Source organism: Micrococcus sp. HMSC31B01 (genome assembly GCF_001816085.1).
GTDB lineage: Bacteria > Actinomycetota > Actinomycetes > Actinomycetales > Micrococcaceae > Micrococcus > Micrococcus luteus.
Genome location: NZ_KV824947.1, coordinates 1 through 768, shown reverse-complemented (window position 1 = coordinate 768; position 768 = coordinate 1). Strand labels below are relative to the sequence as shown.

Sequence of the window (768 nt, the reverse complement as noted above, 5' to 3'; positions counted from 1 at the left end):
CGGCGCGGCGTGCTGCGGGCCATGATGCTCAGGTCCCTCGCGGACGCCCGCGACGCCGGCCTGTGCGCGGCCGCCCTGACCGCGACCGAGGCCGCCATCTACGGCCGCTTCGGCTTCGGGGCCGCCACCCGGTGGCACGCCGTGCGGATCGACGTCTCGGGCGCCCCCGCGCTCACGGGTGCCCCGGCCGGCGGGCGGGTCACGGTCGAGGAGCCGCGGGAGATGCCCGGCCTCGTCGACGAGCTGTACGGACGGGTGCTGCCGGCCACCCCCGGCTCGGTCCAGCGGACCTCGTTCAGCGTGCCTCGCTGGGAGGACCGCGAGGCGAGCCGGAACGAGGGGCGCGGCTCGGGGCTGTACGCGGCGGTCCACCGCGACGACGACGGGCGGGTCCAGGGCGTCGCGCTGTATCGGTTCGAGGGCTGGGAGAAGGAGCCGCCCACGATCACCGTCACCGCGTTCCTCGCGGCGACCGCCGACGCGCGGCGCGGGCTCGTCCACCACCTGGCCCGGCTGGACCTGGTCGAGCGGATCGAGTGGGGCCGCGCACCCGAGCCCGGTTGGCTCGAGGCGCTCTTCGTCGACGAGCGGCGGGTGAGTCGGCACCGCGGCTCCGACGACCTGTACCTGCGGGTCCTGAACCTGCCCGCCGCCATGGCGGCCCGTGGCTGGGCGGGCGACGGGGAGGTCGTCGTCGCCGTCGAGGACGCGCTCGGCGCGATCGACGGGACGTGGCGGCTCACCGTCCGCCAGGGGCGCGGCGCCGCC

General features: G+C 77.3%; 1 pseudogene. It reads left to right on the top strand.

From position 1 onward, the window contains the following. Positions 1–9: 9 nt before the first annotated feature. Positions 10–768: pseudogene (locus tag HMPREF3105_RS01935) on the top strand (GNAT family N-acetyltransferase); the annotation flags it as partial.